This is a genomic window from Parasedimentitalea psychrophila (assembly GCF_030285785.1).
Classification (GTDB): domain Bacteria; phylum Pseudomonadota; class Alphaproteobacteria; order Rhodobacterales; family Rhodobacteraceae; genus Parasedimentitalea; species Parasedimentitalea psychrophila.
Genome location: NZ_CP127247.1, coordinates 4605358 through 4625702 on the forward strand (window position 1 = coordinate 4605358; position 20345 = coordinate 4625702).

Annotated in this window: 21 protein-coding genes and 2 pseudogenes; 14 read left to right on the forward strand and 9 right to left on the reverse strand. The window is 56.7% G+C overall.

Features of this window, described 5'->3' with window-relative positions:
- Positions 1-17: 17 nt before the first annotated feature.
- Together QPJ95_RS22220 and QPJ95_RS22225 are read left to right on the forward strand one after the other, a co-directional pair.
- Entirely contained in the window at positions 18-746 is a 729-nt protein-coding gene (locus tag QPJ95_RS22220) for a TSUP family transporter (RefSeq protein WP_270920096.1), read from the forward strand.
- A 16-nt stretch (positions 747-762) separates the two neighbouring features.
- On the forward strand, positions 763-1782 hold the full coding sequence (locus QPJ95_RS22225; RefSeq protein ID WP_270920095.1) for a D-cysteine desulfhydrase family protein: 1020 nt from the start codon (positions 763-765) through the stop codon (positions 1780-1782).
- A gap of 69 nt (positions 1783-1851) precedes the next feature.
- Here the strand turns inward: QPJ95_RS22225 and QPJ95_RS22230 are convergent, their stop codons facing one another.
- Positions 1852-2466 carry a dimethylsulfonioproprionate lyase family protein gene (locus tag QPJ95_RS22230; RefSeq protein WP_270920094.1) on the reverse strand — a complete coding sequence of 205 codons (615 nt, stop codon included), beginning with the start codon at positions 2464-2466 and terminating at the stop codon, positions 1852-1854.
- Positions 2467-2795: 329 nt separating this feature from the next.
- A complete protein-coding gene (locus tag QPJ95_RS22235; protein ID WP_270920093.1) occupies positions 2796-3725 on the reverse strand; it encodes a glycosyltransferase family A protein in 930 nt (309 codons plus the stop codon).
- A gap of 322 nt (positions 3726-4047) precedes the next feature.
- Here QPJ95_RS22235 and QPJ95_RS24405 point away from each other — a divergent pair, with 322 nt between their 5' ends.
- The gene (locus QPJ95_RS24405) at positions 4048-4473 is read left to right on the forward strand and encodes a GFA family protein (protein ID WP_390955241.1); all 426 of its coding nucleotides are present in this window, start codon (positions 4048-4050) and stop codon (positions 4471-4473) included.
- A 70-nt stretch (positions 4474-4543) separates the two neighbouring features.
- Here the strand turns inward: QPJ95_RS24405 and QPJ95_RS22240 are convergent, their stop codons facing one another.
- Positions 4544-4741 (reverse strand): hypothetical protein, encoded by a 198-nt coding sequence (locus QPJ95_RS22240; RefSeq protein ID WP_270920092.1) that lies wholly within the window; start codon positions 4739-4741, stop codon positions 4544-4546.
- A gap of 320 nt (positions 4742-5061) precedes the next feature.
- Between QPJ95_RS22240 and QPJ95_RS22245 the strand changes: the two are divergent.
- The 6 genes and pseudogenes from QPJ95_RS22245 to QPJ95_RS22270 form a co-directional block, all read left to right on the forward strand.
- A pseudogene (locus QPJ95_RS22245) lies at positions 5062-5891 on the forward strand (IS110 family transposase).
- A gap of 81 nt (positions 5892-5972) precedes the next feature.
- A complete protein-coding gene (locus QPJ95_RS22250) occupies positions 5973-6314 on the forward strand; it encodes a hypothetical protein (protein ID WP_286018214.1) in 342 nt (113 codons plus the stop codon).
- A 33-nt stretch (positions 6315-6347) separates the two neighbouring features.
- A complete protein-coding gene (locus QPJ95_RS22255) occupies positions 6348-6668 on the forward strand; it encodes a sulfatase-like hydrolase/transferase (protein ID WP_270920090.1) in 321 nt (106 codons plus the stop codon).
- Between the two features lie 744 nt (positions 6669-7412).
- Complete coding sequence (locus tag QPJ95_RS22260) at positions 7413-7736, forward strand: hypothetical protein (protein ID WP_286018215.1); 324 nt, start codon at positions 7413-7415, stop codon at positions 7734-7736.
- 5 nt (positions 7737-7741) lie between these two features.
- Positions 7742-7942, forward strand: coding sequence for a DUF1269 domain-containing protein (locus QPJ95_RS22265; protein WP_270920142.1), 201 nt, complete (start codon positions 7742-7744; stop codon positions 7940-7942).
- A gap of 87 nt (positions 7943-8029) precedes the next feature.
- Positions 8030-8428: pseudogene (locus QPJ95_RS22270) on the forward strand (transposase); the annotation flags it as partial.
- A 181-nt stretch (positions 8429-8609) separates the two neighbouring features.
- Here the strand turns inward: QPJ95_RS22270 and QPJ95_RS22275 are convergent.
- The 6 genes from QPJ95_RS22275 to QPJ95_RS22300 form a co-directional block, all read right to left on the reverse strand.
- Positions 8610-9755 carry a Gfo/Idh/MocA family protein gene (locus QPJ95_RS22275; protein WP_270920088.1) on the reverse strand — a complete coding sequence of 382 codons (1146 nt, stop codon included), beginning with the start codon at positions 9753-9755 and terminating at the stop codon, positions 8610-8612.
- Positions 9756-9766: 11 nt separating this feature from the next.
- Positions 9767-10510: a sugar phosphate isomerase/epimerase family protein gene (locus tag QPJ95_RS22280; protein ID WP_270920087.1), complete on the reverse strand. Its 744-nt coding sequence runs from the start codon at positions 10508-10510 to the stop codon at positions 9767-9769.
- A 27-nt stretch (positions 10511-10537) separates the two neighbouring features.
- A complete protein-coding gene (locus QPJ95_RS22285) occupies positions 10538-11626 on the reverse strand; it encodes an ABC transporter ATP-binding protein (protein WP_270920086.1) in 1089 nt (362 codons plus the stop codon).
- Positions 11627-11630: 4 nt separating this feature from the next.
- On the reverse strand, positions 11631-12512 hold the full coding sequence (locus tag QPJ95_RS22290) for a carbohydrate ABC transporter permease (RefSeq protein WP_270920141.1): 882 nt from the start codon (positions 12510-12512) through the stop codon (positions 11631-11633).
- 31 nt (positions 12513-12543) lie between these two features.
- Positions 12544-13437: a carbohydrate ABC transporter permease gene (locus tag QPJ95_RS22295; RefSeq protein WP_270920085.1), complete on the reverse strand. Its 894-nt coding sequence runs from the start codon at positions 13435-13437 to the stop codon at positions 12544-12546.
- 67 nt (positions 13438-13504) lie between these two features.
- Positions 13505-14734: an ABC transporter substrate-binding protein gene (locus QPJ95_RS22300; RefSeq protein ID WP_270920084.1), complete on the reverse strand. Its 1230-nt coding sequence runs from the start codon at positions 14732-14734 to the stop codon at positions 13505-13507.
- A 206-nt stretch (positions 14735-14940) separates the two neighbouring features.
- On the opposite strand from QPJ95_RS22300, the gene QPJ95_RS22305 reads away from it, so the two are divergent.
- The 5 genes from QPJ95_RS22305 (at position 14941) to QPJ95_RS22325 (ending at position 20234) form a co-directional block, all read left to right on the forward strand.
- The gene (locus QPJ95_RS22305; RefSeq protein WP_270920083.1) at positions 14941-15993 is read left to right on the forward strand and encodes a LacI family transcriptional regulator; all 1053 of its coding nucleotides are present in this window, start codon (positions 14941-14943) and stop codon (positions 15991-15993) included.
- Between the two features lie 205 nt (positions 15994-16198).
- Positions 16199-16768 carry a helix-turn-helix domain-containing protein gene (locus QPJ95_RS22310; protein WP_270920081.1) on the forward strand — a complete coding sequence of 190 codons (570 nt, stop codon included), beginning with the start codon at positions 16199-16201 and terminating at the stop codon, positions 16766-16768.
- Positions 16769-16772: 4 nt separating this feature from the next.
- Positions 16773-17399 (forward strand): LysE family translocator, encoded by a 627-nt coding sequence (locus QPJ95_RS22315; protein WP_270920080.1) that lies wholly within the window; start codon positions 16773-16775, stop codon positions 17397-17399.
- The gene (locus QPJ95_RS22320) at positions 17400-17771 is read left to right on the forward strand and encodes a GFA family protein (protein ID WP_270920079.1); all 372 of its coding nucleotides are present in this window, start codon (positions 17400-17402) and stop codon (positions 17769-17771) included.
- 12 nt (positions 17772-17783) lie between these two features.
- Entirely contained in the window at positions 17784-20234 is a 2451-nt protein-coding gene (locus QPJ95_RS22325; protein WP_270920078.1) for a GcvT family protein, read from the forward strand.
- The last annotated feature ends 111 nt before the right edge of the window (positions 20235-20345 follow it).

Here is a 20345-nt window from a genome sequence, read left to right on the forward strand (position 1 = left end):
ACCACAGGGACATCCGTTTGTTTGCTGACCTGCCCTTATTGCTTCTGGCCATCGTTGCCGGTGCCACCCTGCAGGTCGGAGTTGGGGTGGGATTCAGCATTGTTGTAGCGCCACTGATGATGGTCTTGCTGGGCACAGCCACCGCCGTGCCGGTGCTGTTGATGCTGAACACGCTGGTCTCGGTCATCGCCGTGGATGCACGGATCTGGGCAAGTGGCCGCAGCCTGATCGGACAGGCGATTTTGGGCTGCCTCGCGGGCATTGTTCTGGGGGTGCTGGTCTATCCCTATCTGTCTGAGCAGATTGTTCTGTCGTTGACGGCGCTGTTGTTGCTGATCGGCGTGGTCTCCACTCTGGTGCCGATGAAATCCGCCATTGGCCAGTTTGGATATCGGGCGGTGTCGGGTCTGTCCGGGCTGGCGACTGTCTGGGCCGCGACACCGGGGCCGCTGATGATGTTTGGGCTGCTGGCCGTTGGCCGCCCGGCACATGAGGCGCGCAAATTGGTGCAGCCGGTGGCGCTGGTTGCTTACGGCGTGGCTTTTGCGCTGCATGCCCTGATGGACTGGCAAAGTTTTGCGGGCGCCAGCAATTTGGCCCCCTTCGCCCTGGCGGCGGTTGTTGGCAGTATTCTGGGGCGCCAGATTGGCCCAAGACTACCACAGCACGTTATCACCACCACTATTCGAGTTATCTCAATCCTGGCCTGCGCGGTGCTGTTTCGCCGCGCCTATCTGATCGGCTAAACCAGAGGAAAAACACATGGCAATCAAGGATATGCTGCAGCGCTTCCCCCGCAGGCGGTTGCTCAACAGCGAAACACCGGTGGAACGGCTGGACCGGATGTCTGATCTGCTGAGCCTTGATCTGTGGCTCAAACGCGACGATCTGACCGGGCTTGGACTGGGGGGCAACAAGACCCGCCAGCTGGAGTTTTACTTTGGCGAGGCTTTGGCGCAGGGGGCGGATACGGTTCTGATCACCGGTGCGGTGCAGTCAAACTTTGTCCGCTCTGCCGCCGCCGCTGCGGCGCGTCTGGGCCTTGAAGCTGTCTTGCAACTGGAACAGCGGGTGCCGGACATGGGCGCGCTGTATCACAGTTCCGGTAACGTGTTGCTCGGCAAGATCCTTGGAGCTGAGCATATCAGCTATCCAATGGGCGAGGATGAAGCGGGGGCCGACCATGCGCTGCACCAACGCGCCGAGACATTGCGGGCCGAAGGGCGCAGGCCCTATGTGATCCATCTTGGCATTGATCATCCGCCGCTTGGGGCGCTGGGATATGTCCTCGGCGGCGAGGAACTGAACCGGCAAATCAGTGATTTCGACGTGGCAGTGGTGCCCTCGGGCAGCGGCGCCACCCATGCCGGCTTGCTGACCGGATTGCGCCTGGTTGGGCAAACCGCGCCGGTCTATGGCATCTGCGTCAGGCGCGACCAGGAGCAGCAATCCGCCCGGCTGAAAACAGTGCTGAAAAAGCTGGCGGATATGATGGGTTTCGGCCCCAGTCTGACCCTGAACGACATTCTGACATGGGACGGCGCACTGGCCCCGGGCTATGGCATAATTGGCGACACAACCCGCGAGGCGCTGACCTTGATGGCCCGCACCGAGGGCGTATTTCTGGACCCGGTCTATACCGCCAAAACCTTCGCCGGCCTTTTGGGCTTGCTGAAAGAGGGGCGCATCCAGCCCGGCCAAAAAGTTGTCATGCTGCACACCGGCGGGTTGCCGGCGCTGTTTGGCTACCAGACCGAGCTTGAAGGACCGGGCCGTGTTTGAGCAAAGCTTCACGGTCCGTCCCATTGCAAGCTTTGGCAATCATCTCACATGCGACACTGCGGGCGGCCCTCAGGCCTGAATGGAGGCCGCCTGATCTTCGGTGAACCGATAGGAATGGGTGTTGATATCGCCGCTCCAGCGCCAGATTGCGAGAAACCCTTCAGCCCCGGTCCGAAAGGCATGTGGCATCAGGCTGGGGTGGTGGATCATGTCGCCCACCTGCCGCATCCTTACATCATCCCCGGCGGTCCACAGCGCCTGCCCGGCAATAATGGCGTAAGTCTCGTCGGCATCATGAAGATGCAGCGGGTAATAACTGTCCGGCCGCATATAGACCAACCCCAGCCGGACATCCGGCGCAGGGATAGGCCCTTCCGGCCCCAATAGGCTGGCGACGCTGATCATCGCGGCGATACTTCTTTCGGTATTTCCTTCGACCGGATTTGATCCCCAGGGCAGCAGGTTTTGCGCCTTTAGAATGGCGCCCGCGACTGGGTGGTCACTGGCGGCCAAGACCCTGCGCATGGCCTCATCCAGCAGACACTGCGGAACCGGATCAAAGGTCACAGGCGACGGCGTCACCATCAGCGTCTTGGCGGTATGAGGCCCCTGCGGGTTGGTCTCAGCCTCAAAGACCTCTGAGATTGCCGCCAACATAGCTTGAAAAAGATTGTTCTGAACCATCGCCCATTCCCTCCGAAAGACCCCTCAAGCTAAGTCGATTCTTACGTCTCAACCTGCGCGGAACGCGACCGGATGACGTCGTAATTATGCGGTCAGGGAATTCCAGATTATGCGGCGGGAAAACCGCAGCCGGTCCACAGCTTCGCCAACAGTGATCTGATCGCCCAATTTGGCAATGATGTCGCCAACCTGGGCAGGCCTGTTGTGGCCGCAGCCGCATTCAAGCCAGAGCTGGTGTGTTGGGATCGCTAATAGGCGCGTGCCGCCTCGTTTGAGCCCCTAGAATAGCTGGCGCGACAATACTCGCTCCAATGCTAGTTCCTCGCAAATCAGGCTCCTTGCTTGGACGGAGCGATGGCGTCAGTTTTGTGCACAAAGGGCACAGGCGCACCTAACATGTGACGCAACTTCTTTCGCGGAGCTTCAGTGGGGACCTCCTTGTGGCCGGGCCAGATCCCATAGGTATCTCGGAAGTGATCTATGGACGAGCTGTCAGCCTTTAGACGGTCATGTTTCTTGTACACGTAAGCGCCAAGACGGTCCCGGAAATGAGCTCCGTATGGTCGCGCAAACTGTCGCGCTTCACTCATCAACCAGATCGGGACTCCATTGCGCTCCAAGTGCCCAGAAAGCCATGGATCATCAACGGTCCATAAGATATCTGGAATGTCAAAAACTTCATTTGGGAAAAAGCTCGGGCGCACCATTACCCCGCGAAAGCCTTCTAAGATATCAACATAACCGTCTGAAATAAAGGGGTGCGGTTTGCACAAGCCGAGCGTTACTGCTCGAAACATGCGATAGCTCGGCCCTTTGCGGCGTGCCTCTGCGCGGGGAAAACGTTCCTGTTTTCGGTCATAGCGATGGCCCAGAGGGCGTGCGCTCAAATCGTACCCTTTTCCGACGATGCAGCAGTTGGGATGACTCTGCCTATGTTCGAGAAATTTTCGTGCCCAATCCCTATCATAGGGCTGATCATCGTCGCAAAAGAGGATATCCACATCATCGTCCCTATGGTCCAAAACCGTAGGGAGAACTTTGGTTGCAGGACCAAAATCAGTATCGGACCAGTGGATCGTTATCCTCTCAGGCAAATCTGGCACACTGATTTCCACCCCGGGAAAGCGGCGATATTTGCGGGCAAGATTCAACCGAATCTCATCTATTTTAACGCTTTGATTGAGCAAGTCGCGCAGTGTCGGACCGATGCTATCGATACGCGAGGGAATGGTCGTCAACGAAACAATCAGTTTATTCATCTGCAAGAAATCTCTATAAATAACAAACTCTGCTCAATAGAATATACTGACATTTCTGGAGTAGCAATCTGTTTTCACCATACTGCTGATTGGATGAAGTTCGTCACGCCATTCTCCAACTAGCACTACCGCCTCCTTTGTTGGACACCATCATCGCGAAGCGTCATCGGACAGTCGAGTGCCGACTTTGAACCTAAAGTGCCCTGCATTAAACCTAAAGCACCCCGCATGTGCCGCCGAAGAACATGGCCCGGTTCTATCTTCAGCAATTGCCACCGTTTTTGGGCTTGCTTGCCCTGCCCAAATTTCTAAGGTTCGAGGTATGAAAAACAAATACTCTGGTAAATGCCTATGTGGCGAGGTCACATACCATGTTGAGGGTCAACCGATCGTCGTTGCCCAGTGTCATTGCGAGGAGTGCCGCCGGATAAGTGGAACGGGCCACACAATTGGGGCGATGTTCTCCTCAGAAACCTTTGTTCTGAGCGGTGTACTTTCCGAATTCAAATACATTTCTGGCAAGGGATCTGAGGTTACCAAGGCCTTTTGCGCCCGTTGCGGAAGCCCGATCTATGGCAAGAACACGCGGATGCCAGATCACTTAACCCTTACTCTCGGCTCGATAGATGATTCCACGGGATTGGATGTTCAGGTCGTTGTATTCGAACGGGATAGAAAACATTGGGACCAGCTTGGGGAGGATGTCATGTCATTTCAGACACAGCCTGATTGGAAGCCGGAAGACTAGCTCTCACAATTTGTAGGACGGTTCACTGTATGGCGGGACTATCCCGCATAGCCGCCTTTGCCCGGCCTCCTTAGCTGGGCTGCAATCGCTTCAATCGTGCTGCAGCCAGGTCAAGTTGAGACTGGTTCACAGTCAACCACGCGCCTCTTAGGTTCGACATCTGTGTCGCTTGCAATGTTCCAAAGTCTGAACCGCTTTGCAGATTTTGGACCTGCTCGTTTAGGAGTTTGATGATTTCCTGCTCTTGCTTAATCAATGCGCCTTTCACTGGTTTCACTCCATTTCTGGACCTGTTCCAGCCTTGCACTACCCTAATACAACTGGCTTATTCCGTGGGCGGGATAGAGCGGCCCGCAGCACTGGCATTTTGTTGTGCATGTTGTGCGGGTCGCTCCTTTGATGGACACATCCTACCCATCTGCTGCTATCGCGCAATGTCCGCTCCGATCTTATTGTGATCAATGCTGCTCTCGCAGAAATGTGTACGTAAGGGCGGTAAGGTGATGGGGAGGATGGCTTCTGCTCCAACGGGCGTCGTAATGCGCCATAATGCAGGTGTCGATATCTGCTTATGAGAGGAGCCACCCGATGCAAGGTTCCACAATCGGCCTTGATCTGGCCAAGAACGTTTTTCAAGTTCACGGGGTCACGGAAGACGAAGAGGTCGTCTTCAACAGGCCTTTGAGACGCGCGCAGCGATTGCCGTTCTTCTCTAAACTTGAGCGCGGTCTCATTGGCATGGAAGCCTGTAGTGGTGCGCATCATTGGGCTCGGGAACTAACAGAGTTGGGCCATGATGTCCGGCTGATTCTACCGATGTATGTCAAACCATACGACAAGCGCGGGAAGTGTGACGCCAATGATGCCGAGGCCATTTGTGAAGCGGTGATGCGTCCGAATTCAAGCTGATCCGCGCTGACGGATTGAACGATCCGGGGGATCGTTCAAAAGCGCAGAATGCGATTTGTTGCAGTAAAGACAGTTGAGCAACAAGCTCTGCTGTCGCTCCATCGCGCACGGGCTCTGCTTGTCCGCCAACGCACGCAGCTGATCAATGGCTTGCGTGGTATGGTCGCGGAGTTCGACATTTACATCGCGAAGGGCCTCGCGCGGGTCATCGGTGGTCATCAGTTCCGAAATGACCGCGAGTTTGCAGCATGGTTGGGGCTGACGCCCGCGAACAAATCCAGCGGCGGCAAAGAGAAACTCGGGCGCATTACGATCCCTTTCGGGACATCGCTGCTCAATGCCCTGCCGGGCAGTGAATGGGTGATCAATACTTACGATTATTGCTGGTCGTTGGCATGACGTCGCTCGTCCGACAGACCAAGTCACACCCGGAGCGCGCCAGTAAATGGTTGGCATCACTGCTGGAACGCAAACCTGCGCGCGTCGCAACTGTCGCTATCGCTGCCTAACAGGGCACTCAAAGAATGCCCGAGAAGGGCCATTAAAACGGCAAGGATCGTCTGGATGAGCTGAATAAATTTCTCCCGACAGTGCATGGATTCGACGAGTTCTTTGGCAGTCTTTACCATCTGAATGCCGAGGAAGAACCGGAAGACCCCCAGTATCCGCATGACGTAGAAGGCTTCTACGAACAGTTCGGACCGAGGGGCGCAATGGATTGCAAGGCAAGTGATCGTGACGACACCACGAAGGAGCTACGCTGGGGCCGTGTCGGGAAACAGAACTGCCAGGACACCGGACCAGTGACCCGTAAGCGGATGGAGACGATGGAGAACGAAATCCTCGAAAGATCGCTTGCGTTTATCGACAAAGCCCACGAGGCCGACATGCCATTTTTCATCTGGCACAATATGCTACGGATGCACTTGTGAACGCGGCTGTCGGACCAGTGAAAGGTGGACGGGATGCAGGAGACTGATTGGGTTGTTGGTGAACTGCTTAAAAAGCTCGATGAGCTCGAAACCGCGGACAATACAATTGTCGTGTTTTACTCCGACAACGGCGCAGAGAAATTGTCATGGCCCGACGGAGGAACCAGCCCGTTCCATGGAGAAAAGGGTGAAATCTGGGAAGGCGGATTTCGCGCCCCTGCTGTCGTACGGTGGCCAGGCGTCGTCGAGCCCGGACGAATAAGCCATGAGATCCTCTATTTCGATGACCGCGGCTTACTGAATGCAGTGCGAATTAACGACTGGAAAGTCCATTTCGCGATTGGTGGCCGGTGATTTGGAGGGACGATGGCGGCTCCGCAGAACTTCCCTCGGGTGACCAATTTGCGCATGGACCCTTTCGAGAATACCATTGCCAATATGGATCATCGGCCGATGTATTTTCGCTGAGTTGCTGACAAGATGTGGATTTATCAGCCGATGCAGGTGTTCGTCGGGAAATTTTTGCAGAGTTTCGTGGAATTTTCCCAACGGCAAAAGTCATCGAGCTATAATGTGGGCGCGATCATGGAGCGTATGCAAAACGCCACACCTGTCGGCAGATAGGCTGGGCCGCTCTGATAGGAGCGCTGGGCGTTGCGGCTGTGCTGGCTATGGTGTGGTTGCGGGAGGACCGCCGCTTGGTTGGAAATCCGTCATTGGCACCAGTGTGGGGCATCAATGTTGGATGCCTCTCGCTATATCTGCCTTGTCATCCCATTTTCTGAAGTGCGGTATTATCGCTCCCATCCATTGCCTGCCCTCGCCGCCAGTTCCTGAATGAAGACGTCAGCTGAAAAACCGGAAGGAAAGCGGCGGCGGGATCGCAAACGACTGAAACTTTTAGGATTGTTGTCCATGTTGATCAGTTTACGCCTGTTCCATGAGGCCTGAACGGACGCGCGGGGAAATGCCCGATCTTGCAGCGTGAACAGTCGCCGAACGCCAAAACAATTGTCACAACGCGACGGAACGCCAAACCTTGCCAGTAGGCCCTGTTACTTGGGGAAAATCGAGACAATGAAATTGTGATGGCTGGGAATGCTGATGGCTAAATCTCAATACGATTTTACCGCTCTTTTGATGAACAGCACCAAAGAGGCGAATGACGCAAGGCATGCCCTTCACAAGTTAGCGGAAAATGGGCTGTTAGATCTTGAAGACGCGGTAATCGCGCATAAGCACATTGGCGAAGTTCGGCTTGACCAGATGGTAAACTGGGAAGTTCCGGGCGCCATCGGAGGTGCTTGGTTGGGTATGTTGGTCACCGCAATTGTTTCGATTGCGACAGGTGGGGTGGGGACCGGCATACTATTGCAGGGACTGTTGGAGGCCTTGGTACGGGCCTTGCAGCAGGTCTTTTGACTGACGTGGGTATTCCAGATGCCAAAATGAAAGGTATAGTCAACGCAATCAAAGGAGATGGTGCTGTTTTATTTGTCTTAGCCAAGACTGAAGACTCGGAGAAAGTTCTAGAGCGCATGGCGAAATTTGATGGCGAAGTGATTAGCACCACTCTTTCTCCGGATACCGAACGGAAAATCAACGCTGCACTAAAATCAGGTAGTTGAGACCCGGTATTATCGCTGCCATCCATTGGCTTGTTGCACAAATCGGATGAAAGGATTCACCTTGTGAAACCAGCCTGATAGCTGGCGACCGGGTTTGTGGAACGCCTGCTGGAACTGGCAGGCTTGGACTGGGTAGGCTTGGACTGGGCTGTACCGGGCTGGGCTGTACCGGACTGGGCCGTACCGGACTTCAGCACCTTGTGTCGACGACAGAAGCTGCTGTCGGTTGCCATTCCCTGCCGGGGTTCAGTGGGGCCATTACACCTTCTGATTGACAGCCCCGGCAGACGATTGGTGCATTCTCTGAGAGGGGTATTGATGAACAATCACAAGAGATACCAGCAATCGAGGGGACGCGCAGCCGCATCGAAAACGCGCCTCTCAGCGCGAGACTTCGACCGGCAGGTCGCCGAGATCCAAATCCGTGCTGCGATCCTCAACGGTTTCACCGCGCTTGGCATACCCAAAACAGGGGCCGTAGGATAAATCCGTCCGGGGAAAGGCGAAGCATGCCCATCACTCTATTTGTACAACAATGCCCTGTCAGGCGCAAATACGGCCCCGTCCCGGCGGCCTTGATATGCCCTTATGCAGCGACCTGACCTTATGCAATAAATGGCCCCCACAGCCTGGCTCATATTCCGCCGTCAGCTCCCGCTTTGGCCCCTCACGCCTGGGTGTCCCTCAACAGCGAGAGCGCCGCCGCCGGAGACAGGGGGGCTGGGCGTGCGCAACTGGTTGTCATTTCAATCCACTGTCTTGTTTCCCCCGCCGCCAATATTGCCGTCATCACGTCCACCGCATGCAGGGCCAGATCAATATTGCACCGATGAAGGCGGTCTTCGGAAATCGCCTGGGCCATTTCTGCAAGTCCTGCCGCACGATAGTTGGCCTGAAGCCGCCCATCGTTGTCTTCTTCATTCGCCACCCCAAAAGGATGATCACTGGCGGCAAGCACGGCAAAGTCATCGCCTTTGGTGGCCAGGGTCACCTCGCCACCAAAAAAGTTCGGGTCCGGCAAGGAAATCGTGCCCTGAGTGCCATAAAGCTCCATGTTGGGATGAGCGCTGTTCCAGACATCCCAGCTTGCACCAAAGGTGACGATGGCGCCGTTTTCAAATTCCAGCAATGCATGGATGTTGGTCGGGGTCTCCACCGGCACGGTTTCCCCGTCGCGCGGCCCATTGGAAATGGTGCGGGTTGGGAAACTGGTGCCGGTCATCGCCGTCACCGCCCGAACCGGCCCAATCAGTTGGATCAGATTGGTGATATAGTAGGGACCAAGGTCCAGAACGGGGCCACCCCCCGGCTGGAAAAAGAAGTCAGGGTTGGGATGCCAGTGTTCCATCCCATGCGACATCACATGACAGCTGCCTCCAATCACCGTGCCGATCTTACCACCATCAATGGCCGCCCGTGCCAGTTGGTGAGACCCGCCAAAGAAAGTATCCGGAGCCGAACCAATGCGCAGCCCCTTAGCCGTGGCCAGATCACGCAGCTCCTTGCCATCGTCGAGGTTCAGAACAAACGGTTTTTCAGAATAGGCGTGTTTTCCCGCCTGCAGAATTTTCCGGGTAATTTCGAAATGCGCCGCCGGGATGGTCAGGTTCACAATGATGTCGATGTCATCCGCCTGTAACAGCGCCTCCACCGTATCTGCGCGAACATTATACTCTTGCGCACGGGAAATGGCCGTATCCATGTTGATATCCGCCACCGCCCGAACTTCGAGACCACAAAACTTGGGCGCAAAATTCAAATAGGTGGTCGAAATGTTGCCGCATCCGATGATGCCAACGCCAAGTATATGCATTTGTGGTGTCCTTAGAATGCTGTGACCGCGTTCAACGACCGTGTCGCGAACCGCAGATGGTCATTTGGATTGTCATGTTCAATGACATAGCGATCGACGCCCGCCGCCTGCAGCGCCGCGTGAATGGGCGCCCAACCGACAACACCGTGGCCGACATCAGACCAGCCATCCTCATCCAGGCCTGCGCCCTGAGCGGCGACATCCTTGATATGCGCCACCTTGATCTGGCTGCCATATTTTTGGATCATGGCCACCGGATCCTGCCCGGCCCGGATCACCCAGCCAATATCCAGCTCCAGCTTCAGATCCGGTGACGCCTGCGCGATCACATCCAGAGCCGTTACCCCTGCCCCAAGATCCACCAGCTCAAAATCATGATTGTGCCAGCCAAAGACCAGCCCGGCATCCTGAATGGGTTTGCCTGCCTCGACCAGAGAGGTGGCAAAGGCCTGCCATCCAGCCAGATCTTTGGGGCGCTCCTCGGCAACAATAAAGGGCGCAAAAACGGCCTCCATCCCAAACCGGTTGGCAAGGTCAATGACGCGCTGCGGGTCCGCTTCGATTTCGGCCAGACCAAAATGGCCCGTGGTCATCCGCAAGCCATTTTGCTGCAGAGCGGCCTGCAGACCGTCTGGGTCGCCGTAGAGCCCGCCGTAACCCTCCACTTCGGAGAAACCAGCGGCGGACAGCATGGTGAGCGTTTCAGCCAAGGCCCAGTTTCTGGAGCCATACATTTGATAGGAGATCGCGGGCATAATGCCACCTTTCGTGATTTGAAATGGTCACAGACGCATTTCTGATTTTTTGTCGAACAGCGAAGCACGCCGGGTGTCAATTCCAATGGGAAGATCATCGCCGCTGCGCACCTTGGAATGTCCGTCCATTCGGATTCTGATTTGATCGCCGCCAAGGTCGGCATAGACTAGGGTGTCGGACCCCATAGGCTCCACCAGATTGACCTTGACGTTTGTCTGAACCGACGCGCGGCCTACCAATTCGCCGGTGACCACATGCTCGGGGCGAATACCGATGGTGGTTTCACCGTTTGAGGCCCCGCCGTTCAGGAATGTGTAGTCCTTCATTGGCAATTTCAAAGCCCCGGCCGAAAACTCGGCATTTTCCAGATTGCCCTCAAGAAAGTTCATTGACGGGCTGCCAATGAAATCCGCGACATAGCGGTTCTGCGGCCGGTTATAGATCTCGTCCGGGGTGCCCAGCTGCATGATCCTGCCGCCTTTCATGATGGCAATCCGGTCCGCCAGTGTCATCGCCTCGACCTGATCATGGGTCACATAGATCATTGTGTTTTTCAGCTGCTGGTGCAGCCGCTTCAACTCGACCCGCAGATCCGCCCGCAACTTGGCGTCCAGGTTCGACAGCGGCTCGTCAAACAGAAAGACATCCACATCGCGCACCAGCGCCCGACCGATCGCCACCCGTTGACGCTGCCCCCCCGACAGCGCGCCGGGCTTGCGCTTCAATAGCGGTTCGATCTGCAGCACCTCAGCCGCCCGCGCAACCCGGTGTTTGATTTCAGCCCTGGGCACGCGCGCATTCTTGAGACCAAACGACAGGTTTCCCTCGACCGTCATCTGCGGGTACAGCGCGTAAGACTGAAACACCATGCCGATGCCCCGCTCGGAGGGCTCTTTCCAGGTGACGTTTTCGCCGTTGATAAAGATCTGCCCGTCGGTGATATCAAGCAGCCCGGCGATACAGTTCAGCAGCGTCGACTTACCGCAACCGGAGGAGCCGAGAAGCACCAGGAACTCGCCTTCTCCGATGTCGAGGTTCAGTCCCTGCAGGACTTTGACTTCGCCAAAATGCAGGTCGAGATCGCGGATCTGAACGGATAAGTTGGTGGCATTCATGGGGTTAGCCTTTCACCGCGCCGGCAGCGATGCCACGCACAAATAGTTTTCCGGAAACGAAGTAGATCACCAGCGGCACCAGACTGGTCAGCAGGGTCGCTGCCATGTTGACATTGTATTCCTTGACCCCCTGCACCGAGTTGACGATGTTGTTAAGCTGAACGGTCATCGGGTATGTCGATGGTTTGGTATAGATCACGCCAAACAGGAAATCGTTCCAGATTCCCGTCACCTGCAAGATCATAGCCACCACGAAGATCGGCACCGACATCGGCAGCATGATCCGAAAGTAGATGCCCCAGAACCCGGCTCCGTCAACCCGGGCCGCCTTGAACAATTCCTCGGGCATTGAGGTGAAATAGTTGCGGAACAACAGGGTCAGGATCGGCATGCCAAACACCGAATGGACCAGAACCAACCCCCATACTGACCCCATCAGCCCGATTTCGCGCAGCAGGATCACAATTGGGTACAGCATGGTCTGATAGGGAATGAACGCGCCGATGATCAGAATGGTAAAGAACACCTCGGAGCCCTTGAAGCGCCAGTTGGCCAGCGCATAGCCATTGATGCTGGCGATGGTGATGGACAGGGCAACCGATGGGATCAGGATCCGCACCGAATTGCCAAAGCCACGACTTAGACCGTCGCAGTTGATCCCGGTACAGGCCTCGGACCAGGCCTTGACCCAGGGCTGAAAGGTGATGTCCACCGGCGGGCTAAAGATATTGCCCATGCGGATCTCGGGCATGCCTTTCAGCGAGGTCACAACCATCACGTAGAGCGGCAGCAGATAGTAGACCGAGATCAACATCAATGTGCCGTACAGAAAGATGTTTCTGCGCGACAGACGGTTTTTGGGTTTGGCCCCACGTGGTCCCGCCATGGCGGCAGTGCCACCCGACAAGGGCGATGTATCAGTCACGTTTCTTTCCCCCAAATTCAAGATAGGCCCAGGGCACTAGAATGATGATGACCGAGACCATCATCATGGTTGAGGCCGCAAATCCCTGGCCCAGGTTCTGGGCCTTGAACATATAGTCGATGACGTATTTTGCCGGCACTTCCGAGGAAATCCCCGGGCCGCCATTTGTCTGCGCAACAACCAGATCATAAAGCTTGATGATCCCACTGGAGATGATGACAAGCGCGGTGACAAACACCGGTCGCATCATCGGGACAATGACCTGAATATAGGTTTTAACCAGTCCGATCCCATCGACGCGGGTGGCTTTCCAAATGTCCTCGTCTATACCGCGCAGCCCGGCCAGCATGATCACCATGACCAGCCCGGTTCCCTGCCACATGCCGGCAATCAGCACGCCGTAGATGACGATATCCGGGGTGTTCATCGGGTCAAAACTAAAGCTCTCCCAGCCCCATCCGCGCACCACCGCCTGAACCCCGAAATCCGGGTTGAGAATCCATTGCCAGGCCAGGCCGGTGACAACAAAAGACAAGGCAAACGGGTACAGGATAATGGTCCGAAAGGTATTCTCGAATCTGATCTTGCGGTCCAGCAACGCGGCTAGGGTAAACCCCAGAACCATGGTCAGGATCAGCGAACAGATGCCGTAGATCGCCAGGTTCTCAATAGAGATCATCCAGCGATGCGACGACCATAACCGCTCGTATTGATCGAAGCCCACGAACTTGACTTTGGGCAGCAGCCGAGAGCCGGTGAAGGAATAGAAGACGGTCCAGGCCGTCCCCCCGAAAAAGACAACCATTGCTGTCAGTATCATCGGAATTGAGGCAATCTTGGCGCTTTTATTCCGAAACAGACCATTGGGCCGTTTGGCTGAATCCATGAGCGTTTCTCCGCAGATCAGGTGGAGCCCGACACCATCGGGCTCCTTCTTCGTTGCTGTGATGGTATCAATCGGCGGTTGCGATGATATCCACATAGCGTGCCTGCGCGTCTGTGGCGCTCAGGTCCGAGGCCCAGAATTCGGCCATCAGATCCTCGATCTGGGTGGTCGAGTCTGCCGAAAGTGACATGTCATCTGACGGAAGTACGCCGCCGGAGGCCAGAATTTCGAGCCCCTTTTGCATGCAGCTGTTGGCCGAGGACATGTCGATGTCACCGCGAACGGGCAGTGAGCCTTTGGCCAGGTTGAACGCGACCTGAACCTCAGGCGAAATCAACAGGGCTGCCAGCTCCAGCTGCGCGGCATGGACCTCGGGGTCATCAATTTTCGGGAAATAGAAGGCATCGCCACCGGTATCCAGAACCTGATTAATTCCAAGACCCGGCAGGCAGGTATAGTCCTGATCGGCAACCTGCCCGGCCACCTGGAACTCACCCTGGGCCCAGTCGCCCATGATCTGACCACCTGCCTTGCCGGTGATCACCATGTTGGTGGCAAGGTTCCAGTCCTGAACATTACTGTCACGCGCCAATTCCCGCGCATTGGCGACCGCTTCGAAGACAGACTTGTAGGACGCTCCGGCGGCGACCTCAGCGTTCTTGTTGACAGTAACCTCGCGCCAGTCATCAACTCCGGCGATGGCTATGGTCAGCGTTCCAAATGCAATATTCTGCTGCCATCCCTGTTGGCCCATGGCCAATGGCACCAAGCCAGCCTTTTGCAAAGCGGGGGCAGCCGCAACAAACTGATGCCAATCCTCGGGCACCTCGACCCCTGCGGTGTCAAAGGCATCATGGCTAAGCCAGAGCCACTGCGCCGAATGGATGTTCACAGGAACGCAGTAAATGCGGCCGTCCAGCGTGCAGGAGTCCAACAGTGACGATGGGTTCACCAGGTCTTTCCAGCCGCCCGCCTCAGCAATCTCGGTCAGGTCAGTCATCAACCCGGCCTCAATCAACTCTTCGGATTGGCGCCCGTGGTTTAGCTGTGTCGCCGCCATCGGGTCGCCGCCCAGAATTCGGCTGATGATAATCGGGCGGGCAGTGCCACCTGACCCGGCAATAGCGCCGTCGACCCAAGTGTGATCGGTCTTGCCGGTAAAGGCCTTTGCCAGCTCGGACACTGCGGCGGCTTCGCCACCAGATGTCCACCAATGGGTCACTTCCAATTCAACAGCTCCGACACTGGTGCCAAAAATAATGGCCGCCGCAGACAGCAGTTTTGTTTTAAGTTTCACAATTCTCTCCTCCCAGATCTAAATCGTTATCGGTAACGCCTATATCGATTTAGATTGACCTGGCAAGAATTTTCTTTGTAAAGGTATGAATGTCAGACAGTCGCGTCCTGCCGCTGATCGGCCAGCCAAAACCCCGGCTATGAAATCAGTTGCAAAACGCCCCGACACTGGCAAATACGGGTTAATCCAAAGGCTTCCACGAACTGATGACCAACCGCGGCACCGATAAACCATCGACAACAAGCGGCGGCTTGACAGTGAAGCCAACGCTCAAGACGATTGCAACCCTAAGCGGCATGGCGGTGCCAACCGTATCGCGTGCCCTGAACGATGCGCCGGACATCTCTGCGGCAACCAAGGCCAGGATTCGCAAGATTGCAGATGACATTGGCTATGTCCCCAATCGTGCCGGGCTCCGCCTGCGAACCGGCCGCACCAATGTCATCAGTCTGGTCATGTCCACCGAACAAGACATGATGAACCAGACTGCGCGACTGATTACCTCGGTCGGCAGTGGTCTGCGCAACACCCCGTACCATTTGAATGTGACGCCGTTTTTCCCGGGTGATGATCCAATGACGCCGATCCGGTATATTGTAGAAAACGGCTCCGCAGATGCCGTTATTCTGAACCAGGTCCTGCCCGATGATCCGCGGGTTGCCTACCTGATGGATAAGCAATTTCCCTTTGCAACCCATGGCCGTAGCAACTGGCTTGATCAGCACGCCTATTATGATTTTGACAACGAAACCTTTGCCCGCCTGGGCGTCGAGGAACTGGTGAGACGGGGGCGCAAAAACATTCTGATGATCGCGCCACCCATTGCGCAAAACTATGCTCAGGAAATGGTGCGCGGCGGCGAAGCCGCAGCGGCGGCGGCTGGCGTAAACTTTCGCTATTCCAAGATAACCACTAGCGATAGCACCAATACCCAGATGCGCGAATGGGTTGCCGGAAAAGTGGCGGATGATCCGCTGATCGACGGCTTCATTTGTGGATCTGTCAACGCCACGATGGCGGCGGTCTCTGGAATGGAGGCCAAGGGATTGGTGGTGGGGAAAGACATTGATGTTGTGTCGAAAGAGGCGATCCCCTTCCTGAAATTTTTCCGCAAGGATATCCTGGTGATGCTCGAGGATGTTTCCGCGACCGGCGAATATCTGGCACAAGCAGCCATTCGGGCGGTGCGCGAGCCCAAGGCGTCACCAATGCAATTTCTGGAAATTCCAAACGGCTTCATCTCGCTGGATCAATATTAACGCCCTGCCCCGCCCTGAAAATGCCCCAGCCCCAAACCGCTGACACTCGGATTTGCGGCATAATCCACAGTGGCCGCAGGTTCAGGCGCTCAAATGGCTGCTCATTGATGCGCATTTTTCGTGAAAAATCACTTGATAATTTCACGCACCACCTCCATCGTGAAATTCCAGGGTCATTTTTCACCAGCTCAGTCAGGAAATCTCCGTGAACAACCATGCTCCGCTCATCGCGTCACTGGGGGCTGACATCCGTGCCCTGCGCAAGGCGCGTGGGCTGACATTAAATGACATTGCCACCCGTCTGAACCGTTCGGTTGGCTGGCTTAGTCAGGTTGAACGGGATCTGTCAGAACCGACGATTTCTGACCTGCGCCAGATTGCCGGCTGTCTTGAGGTGCCGATGTCGATGCTGTTCGGCCATACCCATGCGCCAGACAACGAACAGGGATATGTGGTGCGATCCGGGGCCCGCCGTCCAATGGGATCGGGCGAGGAAGGCCTGATCGAGGAACTTTTGTCACCGGATCTAACGGACGAGTTTGAAATGGTGCATTCCACCTTTCAGGCGCGCTCCAAGATGCAGACTCCGGCAGACCGACCAACGCAGGAGGTGGGCTATATCATATCTGGCCAGCTTGACCTGGTGATTGGCGGCCGGGCCTTCACCGTAGGGGCTGGCGACAGTTTCCGCATCCGCCATGAGGCCTATCACTGGGCCAACCCTTACGACGCGCCTGCGGTTGCGATCTGGGTGATCGCCCCACCGGTCTATTGATGCCATGAGTTTTGAAGCCTGGACAATATTTGCACTGTTCTGGGTGGTGTTTGTCACCACACCGGGGCCAAATGCGGTGAATTGCATCAGCAACGGCATGGCACTGGGCTTTACCAGGGCGATGATCGGCGTGTTGGCGATCCTGACCCAGGCCAGCCTGTTCCTGATCCTGTCAGCCCTGGGCGTGACGGCGCTGATTGCCGCCTCGCCAACCGGCTTTTTCATAGCCAAGCTGATCGGCGCCGGCTTCCTGATCTATCTGGGCATCCGCGGCTGGCTGAGTGCCACCAAGCCGCCCCCCATGGCCGAACGTCCGGCGCGACATGTCTACCTGCACGCCTTGGCGGTGGCCGTGATCAACCCCAAAAGCGTCGCCGGCTATCTCGCCGCCTTCTCGCAGTTTGTGCAGCCGGATGTGCCGGTGCTGCAGCAAATGGGGGTGATTATGCCAACCGCACTGGTGATCACCGCGCTGAGCTATACCGGTTACACCGCCCTGGGTGCAGGCCTGGGCCGCGCCGCAATGGCGGCGGTGTTCAACACTTGGATCCGCCGCACCATGGCCATCTGTTTCATTGTCTACGGAGTTCTGCTGGGTGCCAGCAGCACTCCACATCTGGAGAGCTCATAAATGATAAAGGGATCCTGCCTATGTGGCGACATCCAATTTGAAACGGCAGCTGAACCACAGGGTGCATCCATGTGCCATTGCGGCCAGTGTCGCAAACAATCGGGCGGTATCTGGTCGTCGGCCTATGTCGCCGACAATGACCTGATCATCACCGGTCCAGTTAGCTGGTACGCCGCCAGCGATCTGGCCAAACGCGGCAGCTGCCCACGCTGTGGGTCCTACCTGTTCTGGAAGGCCCATGACGAGGACACCACCAGTTTTGCCCTCGGCGCTGTCGACGGCGCCACCGGGTTAAAGATCAACAAACACATCTTTGTCGCCTCCAAGGGCGACTATTACGACATCGCGGATGCTGTGCCGCAACAAGATTAAGAAAGAACACCCATGTCTGAATTCCCAACTAAAGCGCGCGTCGTGATCATCGGCGGCGGCGTCATCGGCACCTCGGCGCTGTACCATCTGGCCAAAAAAGGCTGGAGCGATTGTGTGCTGCTGGAAAAGAACGAGCTGACGGCGGGGTCAACCTGGCACGCGGCCGGCAATGTGCCAACCTTCTCGACCTCATGGTCGGTGATGAACATGCAGCGCTATTCCACCGAACTCTATGCGCGGCTGGGCGACGAAGTCGACTATCCGATGAACTATCACGTCACCGGCTCGATCCGTCTGGCGCATACCAAGGAACGGATGCAGGAATTCGAACGGGCGGCCTCCATGGGGCGTTACCAGGGCATGGACATCGAGATCCTGACACCCGAACAGACCAAGGAGCGCTATCCCTTCCTGGAGACCCATGATCTGGCCGGAGCGCTGTATGATCCCCATGACGGTGATATCGACCCGGCGCAGCTGACCCAGGCACTGGCCAAGGGCGCGCGTGACATGGGCGCCAAGATCCTGCGCTTCTGCCCGGCCACTGGCGTCACTCAGCACGGCGACGGAACTTGGACCGTACACACCGACAAGGGCGATATCACTTGTGACTATGTTGTCAATGCCGCCGGGTATTACGCCCAGCGCGTTGGCGATTGGTTCAAGCCTTACGGTGGCCGCACCGTGCCGATGATGGTGATGAGCCACCAATACCTGCTGTCCGAAGAAATCCCCGAGATCGAAAATTGGTCCAAGGCCAATGGCGGCAAAAAGCTGCCGCTGCTGCGCGATGTGGATGTGTCATACTACCTGCGCCAGGAAAAGCACGGCTTTAACCTTGGCCCTTACGAGCCGAGCTGCCGGGCCCATTGGGATACCCCAGAAGACCCGATGCCCGAGGATTTCTCGTTTCAGCTGTGGCAAAACGATCTGGACCGGATCGAAGACATCATGATGGACGCGATGGAACGGGTGCCCTCGCTGGCGACCGCAGGCATCAGCCGAGTCATCAACGGCCCAATCCCCTATGCGCCCGACGGGTTGCCGCTGCTTGGCCCGATGCCCGGTGTCAAAAATGCCTTTGAGGCCTGCGTGTTCACCTTTGGCATTGCCCAGGGTGGCGGTGCCGGCAAATGTCTGGCGGAATGGATCGTTGACGGCCAGACCGAATGGGACATGTGGGCCTGCGATCCGCGTCGCTATACCGATTACACCGATCATGACTACTGTGTGCAAAAGGGCATGGAGGTCTATGGCAACGAATACGCCATGCACTTCCCGCACCACGAATGGCCCGCCGCGCGCGACAAGAAGGTCAGCGCGGTTCATGCAAAGGTCAAGGATATGGGCGGCGTGATGGGGGCCTATAACGGTTGGGAACGGGCCAACTGGTTTGCCCAGGACGGCGATGACACCTCTGACGAGGCCACCCACACCTGGGGCCGCTCAGGCCCCTGGCAGCAGCGCATCAAGGAAGAATGCGAGGCGGTGCGTGACGGCATTGGCGTGCTCGATTTGCCGGGATTTTCACGGTTCAACCTAGCCGGCGAAGGCGCCGCAGAATTCCTGCGCGGTCTGGTCGCTGGCGGCTTGCCCAAGGTGGGACGGATGAACCTGGTCTACATTTCGGACAATCGCGGCCGCATCCTGACCGAGATGTCCTGCCTGCGTCACGGCGAGGATCACTTTACCATGATCACCGCAGGCACGGCGCAGTGGCATGACTTTGAAATCCTGCGCAATGCCCTGCCCGACGGTTTGACCCTGAGTGATCACACCACTGAATTCGGCACCATGATCGTCACCGGCCCCAAAGCGCGTGATCTGTTTGCCGGCCTCTCGGACGGTGATCTGTCGCTTGGCTGGCTGACCCATCAAAAGGCCACTGTGGCGGGTAAACCTGCCTTCTTGGTGCGGGTGTCTTTTGCCGGAGAGCTGGGTTGGGAAGTCCACTGTGCCAATCAGGATCAGCCTGCCATCTATGCGGCAATCCTTGACGCCGGGGCCAAGCCATTTGGCATGTATGCGCTGAACTCCTTGCGGATTGAAAAGGGCTATCGCACCTGGAAAGGCGATCTGACCACCGACTATTCACTGCTCGAAGGTGGCTTGGGTCGCTTTGTCAAACTGGACAAGCCGCAGGATTTCCCCGGCAAAGCCGCAATTCAGGCCGAGAAACAACAGGGCGTCAAAAAGAGCTTTGTCACCCTGATCGTCGATGCCGGAGCTGCCGACGCGCCCTATATGTCCTGTATCTGGAAAGACGGCGAGATTGTCGGCGAGACCACCAGCGGAGATTGGGGCTACCGGGTAAACGCCTCGGTTGCGCTGGGCATGGTGCGGGCGGAGATTGCGGTACCCGGAACAGAGCTGGAGGTCGAAATCTACGGGGTGAAGTGCCGCGCTGTGGTGCAGGAAGACCAGCCGATTTGGGATCCGGCAAACGAACGCCTACGGGCCTGACATCCCGCATATGCGCCAAGACCTTCCCATTCCGGCATTTGGTCTGGATTAAGGACTGATACGACGCGCGCAGTTACACAAAGCTCAGATGCCGGCCCCCAAAGGTCGGCA

What these genes read in the sequence shown, in the direction of transcription:
- QPJ95_RS22225 (WP_270920095.1), top strand. Translation starts at nt 763, where the DNA reads ATGGCAATCAAGGATATGCTGCAGCGCTTCCCCCGCAGGCGGTTGCTC.
- QPJ95_RS22230 (WP_270920094.1), bottom strand. Translation starts at nt 2,466, where the DNA reads ATGGTTCAGAACAATCTTTTTCAAGCTATGTTGGCGGCAATCTCAGAG.
- QPJ95_RS22235 (WP_270920093.1), bottom strand. Translation starts at nt 3,725, where the DNA reads ATGAATAAACTGATTGTTTCGTTGACGACCATTCCCTCGCGTATCGAT.
- QPJ95_RS24405 (WP_390955241.1), top strand. Translation starts at nt 4,048, where the DNA reads ATGAAAAACAAATACTCTGGTAAATGCCTATGTGGCGAGGTCACATAC.
- QPJ95_RS22255 (WP_270920090.1), top strand. Translation starts at nt 6,348, where the DNA reads ATGCAGGAGACTGATTGGGTTGTTGGTGAACTGCTTAAAAAGCTCGAT.
- QPJ95_RS22260 (WP_286018215.1), top strand. Translation starts at nt 7,413, where the DNA reads ATGCTGATGGCTAAATCTCAATACGATTTTACCGCTCTTTTGATGAAC.
- QPJ95_RS22275 (WP_270920088.1), bottom strand. Translation starts at nt 9,755, where the DNA reads ATGCATATACTTGGCGTTGGCATCATCGGATGCGGCAACATTTCGACC.
- QPJ95_RS22280 (WP_270920087.1), bottom strand. Translation starts at nt 10,510, where the DNA reads ATGCCCGCGATCTCCTATCAAATGTATGGCTCCAGAAACTGGGCCTTG.
- QPJ95_RS22285 (WP_270920086.1), bottom strand. Translation starts at nt 11,626, where the DNA reads ATGAATGCCACCAACTTATCCGTTCAGATCCGCGATCTCGACCTGCAT.
- QPJ95_RS22290 (WP_270920141.1), bottom strand. Translation starts at nt 12,512, where the DNA reads ATGGCGGGACCACGTGGGGCCAAACCCAAAAACCGTCTGTCGCGCAGA.
- QPJ95_RS22295 (WP_270920085.1), bottom strand. Translation starts at nt 13,437, where the DNA reads ATGGATTCAGCCAAACGGCCCAATGGTCTGTTTCGGAATAAAAGCGCC.
- QPJ95_RS22305 (WP_270920083.1), top strand. Translation starts at nt 14,941, where the DNA reads ATGACCAACCGCGGCACCGATAAACCATCGACAACAAGCGGCGGCTTG.
- QPJ95_RS22315 (WP_270920080.1), top strand. Translation starts at nt 16,773, where the DNA reads ATGAGTTTTGAAGCCTGGACAATATTTGCACTGTTCTGGGTGGTGTTT.
- QPJ95_RS22320 (WP_270920079.1), top strand. Translation starts at nt 17,400, where the DNA reads ATGATAAAGGGATCCTGCCTATGTGGCGACATCCAATTTGAAACGGCA.
- QPJ95_RS22325 (WP_270920078.1), top strand. Translation starts at nt 17,784, where the DNA reads ATGTCTGAATTCCCAACTAAAGCGCGCGTCGTGATCATCGGCGGCGGC.